General features: G+C 59.2%; 7 protein-coding genes. 2 read left to right on the top strand and 5 right to left on the bottom strand.

The window, feature by feature from the left end; genetic code table 11:
- From AX756_RS25935 to AX756_RS24445, 5 genes are all read right to left on the bottom strand, one after another.
- The coding region (locus AX756_RS25935) for a hypothetical protein (RefSeq protein WP_156461689.1) at positions 1-315 on the bottom strand (315 nt) is incomplete at its 3' end.
- A 230-nt stretch (positions 316-545) separates the two neighbouring features.
- On the bottom strand, positions 546-1,544 hold the full coding sequence (locus AX756_RS24455; RefSeq protein WP_068318444.1) for a CobW family GTP-binding protein: 999 nt from the start codon (positions 1,542-1,544) through the stop codon (positions 546-548).
- Between the two features lie 17 nt (positions 1,545-1,561).
- Positions 1,562-2,125, bottom strand: a complete 564-nt coding sequence (locus AX756_RS26225) for a hypothetical protein (RefSeq protein ID WP_197431144.1) — start codon at positions 2,123-2,125, stop codon at positions 1,562-1,564.
- Between the two features lie 9 nt (positions 2,126-2,134).
- A complete protein-coding gene (gene gntH / locus AX756_RS26220) occupies positions 2,135-3,028 on the bottom strand; it encodes a guanitoxin biosynthesis MBL fold metallo-hydrolase GntH (protein WP_197431143.1) in 894 nt (297 codons plus the stop codon).
- Positions 3,025-3,753, bottom strand: coding sequence for a hypothetical protein (locus AX756_RS24445; protein WP_068318443.1), 729 nt, complete (start codon positions 3,751-3,753; stop codon positions 3,025-3,027). Before AX756_RS24445 ends, gntH begins: the two co-directional genes overlap by 4 nt.
- 212 nt (positions 3,754-3,965) lie before the next feature.
- Here AX756_RS24445 and AX756_RS24440 point away from each other — a divergent pair, with 212 nt between their 5' ends.
- Together AX756_RS24440 and AX756_RS25390 are read left to right on the top strand one after the other, a co-directional pair.
- A complete protein-coding gene (locus AX756_RS24440; protein ID WP_068318442.1) occupies positions 3,966-4,541 on the top strand; it encodes a tetratricopeptide repeat protein in 576 nt (191 codons plus the stop codon).
- Positions 4,486-4,657 (top strand): transposase (locus AX756_RS25390; RefSeq protein WP_156461688.1); only part of this gene is annotated, 172 nt, incomplete at its 3' end. The genes AX756_RS24440 and AX756_RS25390, both read left to right, overlap by 56 nt.

Genomic DNA, 4,657 nt, shown 5'->3' with positions numbered 1-4,657 from the left:
CAAGCCGTCAACCTGAAGGCACGTGGCCCGCAGCCACCGCTTACGACTGAGGCGCGAAGCCGATTTCGGATAGGGTACAATCTTGATCGCGACCTCAGGTTGACGGTCGCCTTTATGGATCGTGACGAAAACAAGAGTCCCGCGCCTATCCTTTGCTTCCGTGACCGCCCAGCACACCTTGCCGTGGGAATCGAAGTCAACGAACATAGACCAATCCGTCACCGTAGAAGATGCTTGCGTTGCCCCAACAATCGCCAAGAAACAAAATACGGTGATGCGCATCCAGATGGCCGGAGGAAATGCAAGTTGTTTCATATTGACCCCCTACCGCCGCAAGGGAACTTTTTCTGTTCGGTCTAGGTTGTCTCGCTGTCTTGTCCGATTTATCCGCAAAACTACAGCAAAAGAACCGGTCCTGTCGTTGATCCGGCTCAATAGCAGGTTCATTCGCGTAGCAGACCTCATCGAAAACGGACGAAAGGCGGCAATGCGCAGGGAATCGACTACCGTCCCAGCGTGAAGTCTGTAGGTCCAGACCCTACGGATCAGGCCGGCTCAAGAAAAACCGCTTCCAGCATTTCTTTGGAAACAGCCCCCGGCGCGCCGATTGCCACGAGACGGGTCTCGGGCGTGCGATCTCCCCAGGGCTCTTCGCGAGCAATGTCGATGCGTTTGCCGACAACCTGCACAACGATCCGGTGGTCAGGGTCTTCTTCGCTGAGGACAAACCCTTTCACCCGATAGACCTCTCCTGGCAGGCGCTTGATCGCTTCGCGCAATCCGGCCAGCGGAACCGGACGGTCCGACCGCAACATGGTGGTCGAGAAATGCGCCGCGTGGTCATGCCCATGCGTATGGTCATGTCCGTCGCAGCCACATCCTGGGCCGTGCTCGTGGTGATCGGGCACTTCGGCGTTGAGCTGTTCAGCAGCGAAGCCTCGGACCGACAGGAGAATCTCCAGCGGCACATCGGCATTGACGGCTTCGACCAGACGGTACCGCCGGAAGCGCGATGTCAGCCAGTCGTGGACCTTCTGAACAGACTCCTGCTCGACCAGGTCGACCTTGTTGAGAATGACCATGTCGGAGAAGGCGATCTGGCGCAGCTTCAACTCCATCTGTTCCGGCGCCGCAAAGACCTGTTCGGCATCGACAAGGCAAATGATGCTGTCGAGCCGGATCTTGTCGCGGAACCGTTGGTCCGTGAACGTCATAGCGATAGGGAACGGGTCTGACACGCCGCTGGCTTCCAGCAGGATGTATTCCGGTCGTTCCGGGCGGGCGAGCACCGCCTCGACCGTCTCGATCAGGTCATCCCGGATCGAGCAGCAGACGCAGCCATTGGCGAGGCTCATTACGTCGTCCTCGATGCCGACCACGAGGTCGGCATCGACATTGATGGAGCCGAAGTCATTGACCAGAACAGCAACACGGAGGCCGTGGTTGCCGGTCAGTATCCGATTCAGCAGCGTGGTCTTACCGGCTCCAAGAAAGCCGGTAAGAATGGTGACGGGAACAGCCGAGGCCGAGCCGAATTCGATCATGCTGACACCTGTTCCGTTTACTTGTCGCGCGGACCGAGTACGTCGGACACCTTGATTGTCAGGTCCTTCGGCCATTCACCGTCCGGCGCCCTGAACACATCCTCGGGATAATACTCCCGCGGATCGATCTCCATGTCGCGGTACTTCTGATCCTGCTGGTCGGCGCGGGTCAGGCGTGGATTCGGCAGTGTGATCTCTTCGGGCAGTTCGAGCCGACCGGCTTCCACCTCGGCTTGCAACTCGCGGAACGGCGGAACCGTTCCCGACTTGCCGGGGATAACCTCCTTGCGATACCAGATTGCCTCCTTGGTGACATTCACAACAGCCACATCGATACCCCACTGGAACAGGCCGTCGTAGTGCGCCCTGATGCCAGCGATCATCTCCGCATCGATATCCTCGTCCTGCGTGTAGTGCGTCACCATGCCGAGCCGGGGGCGCGCATCCGCGAAGAGCTTTCCAACGGCGTAGTGAGAGGTATGGTGCGTGTCGATCGTGTAGTTGAAGAGTTCTTGCGGGATGCCGTACTTGTAGGTCATCAGTTGGCCGATATCCTGACCGGACATTTCGGTCACGAACACGTCGGCGCCCTAGCCATATTTCCGGGACAACTCTTCAGGGCGACCATCTCCGGACCAGACGAAGTTGAGGCCGTTCCAGTCGAGGCGGTACCCAACGGCGCCGTCTTTAGCGTGGCTACGTGGCCACGAGCGAACCACGACTCCATCCTCGTCATAAACGATACCGCCTTCCTGACGGAAATCGAACTCGTTGACTTCGATTTCGTAGCCGTCGCCGATCGGGAGCAAGTCGTATGCTTCCAAGTGCCACTTCAGCATCTGCTTCATGCCGTTGACCATTCCCTGGGTGCCAAGCTCCGGTGTGCGCCCGGAAGGCCCATGGATGCGAAGAGGGGTGTAGCCGCCCGACCATGCCCGGAACGGATAGATGTAGGGAATGTCGGCATAGTGATCGACGTGGAGGTGCGAGATGAAGATGTCGTTGATCAACTGCCCCGGCACCTGCATGCCGACGATATTTCGCACGCAGCCCGAACCGAAGTCGAAGAAGAACCGCTTGCCGTTGCCAAGCCCGACCATGATGCAGGTGCCGGCCTGATCCTCGCGCGGAGGGCAGGGCGTCGAACCACAGAACGAGATCCGCATCTCGTCCGGTCCCAGTTGCTCGCTGAGCGGGAAGTAGTTGGCGTTGGAGCCGGTCATATATTTCGTCGGCCGGAAATACTCAGGCAAGGAGATGCCGCCAGCCGGACGACCGCCATAGGGGTTCTTCAGGTTTTCCCCCAACGGCCCTTCGCCGGGATGTGCATCAGCCTGGCTCGCGCCGAGACCGACAGCACCGGCCGCAACCGCACCGGCACCGGCCCCGGCGCCCTTGAGCAGATCGCGGCGGGAGGGATCCTGCGGTTCATCGTTCTCGACGTGGCTCGGCCGTTGTGTGTCGTTGCGGTTGTCTTTGGTCATTCAATTGTCCTCTGTTGGTCGGGGGTAGCGGAAATGCGCCGCGCTTGGCGTTCAATCTCGCGGACCAGTTCCTTGCGGATATTGGCCCATTCAGCACGCAATTCAGAACTGAGCGTTTCGTCGTTCTCGCTTGAGCAGGCCAACTCATAGTCATTCAGTGCCTCCCTGAGTGACGGGTGATCCAGCGAAAGCGCTAGGATCAAATCGGTGAGTTCTGGCAGATCATGACGAAGGATCAACGTTGCCTCTAGGTTGGCGGGTGGTAGCCTGAGCGCTTTCCCGACGGTAACGCAGCAAGCTCGCCAGACAGAGTAAGCTGGGGTAAGTTGGGGTAAGCTGGAGTAAGGCCGGGCATCCCAGAAGTGACTCAAGGCATTGTACATAAAGAATTTCCGCCTGAATTCGTCGATCAGGCGCGCGCAGCCTTGAACAAGGTTGTCGAGAGCGATGTCTTGGCTTCGTCGCCGCGTTTGAGGCAGTTTCTTACCTACGTCGTAGAGGAGACTCTCTCCGGACATGGCGACGAAATTCGTGGCAAAGCCATTGCAGTCGAAGTCTACGGGCGGCGACTGGACGGCGATGGCGGCGGGCTGGGTCTTGTTCGGGTCGAGGCCGGACGCCTGCGACGCTTGCTCCAGGAATACTATGAGGGCGAGGGAGCCGAAGACGACATCCGCATCCTCATCCCCACGGGCGGCTACAAGCCGACACTGATAGCGGGGCATGCGCCGCCGCGCACTCTACCCAAAGAGCCTGGACCCCAGACAACTGAGGCCGGTCACAAACACTCCGGCTCGCGGAAATGGATGGCTGCGCTCGGAGCGTTGTTTGTCGCTCTGATCGCAAGTGTATTCTTCGCAACAGATCTTCGTCCAGCACTCACTAAAACGCTACGGATAACAGTAGTGCCAAGCTTGCTGCGCTCAGGGAACGATCCATGCCCATTGTGCAGGCCACCAATCTCGCCGAACAGACGCGTGGAATGTTTTTTCCGCTCTTCGATTTGAAGCGCCAGGAAATTGCGCTCACCGCATTTCGGCACGCCATTGATCTCGACCCTAACCTGCCCAGCGGATATGCGGGCGCGGCACAGATCCTGGCGCTTCTGGCCTATCTGTCGGATGACGCCACACGCGCATCCGAACTGCTTGCCGAAGCAAGCAGTATGGCAGAGAGCGCCTTGGAACGCGGCCCAACTGATGGCTGGGCGAAAGCGACCGTGGGCTGGACTCTTGCGGTAAGCGGCGACACCGAAGCAGCGCTGCGCCGAGCCCGGATAGCCGTTGACCTGTCACCGGAGGACGGCCACGTTTTGGACTTGGTGGGCATCACGGCGATTATTTCGAATGACCCCATTCTCGCGGCGGAGGTCTCGGACCCGGAACGCCCCCGCTTAGGTCGTGTTGACAAAAGGGATTCACACTCGGCAGTAGGCGTGATTCAAGCTGGTATCTGCGATGGAGACCAGCTTGGCACGAAACCTGATGTCGGACGAGGAGTGGGCGTTCTTTGAGTGGTTCATCTTGTCTATCCGCGCCCCGAATGGGCGCAAACCCGCAGACCACCGGCTTGTTCTTGATGGTGTTTTCTGGATTGCTCGGACAGGAGCACCATGGCGGGACTTGCCCG

Source organism: Aliiruegeria sabulilitoris, assembly GCF_001558155.1.
GTDB lineage: Bacteria > Pseudomonadota > Alphaproteobacteria > Rhodobacterales > Rhodobacteraceae > Tropicimonas > Tropicimonas sabulilitoris.
The sequence above is the reverse complement of the archived record's forward strand: the minus strand, read 5'-3'. Positions and strand labels throughout refer to the sequence as shown.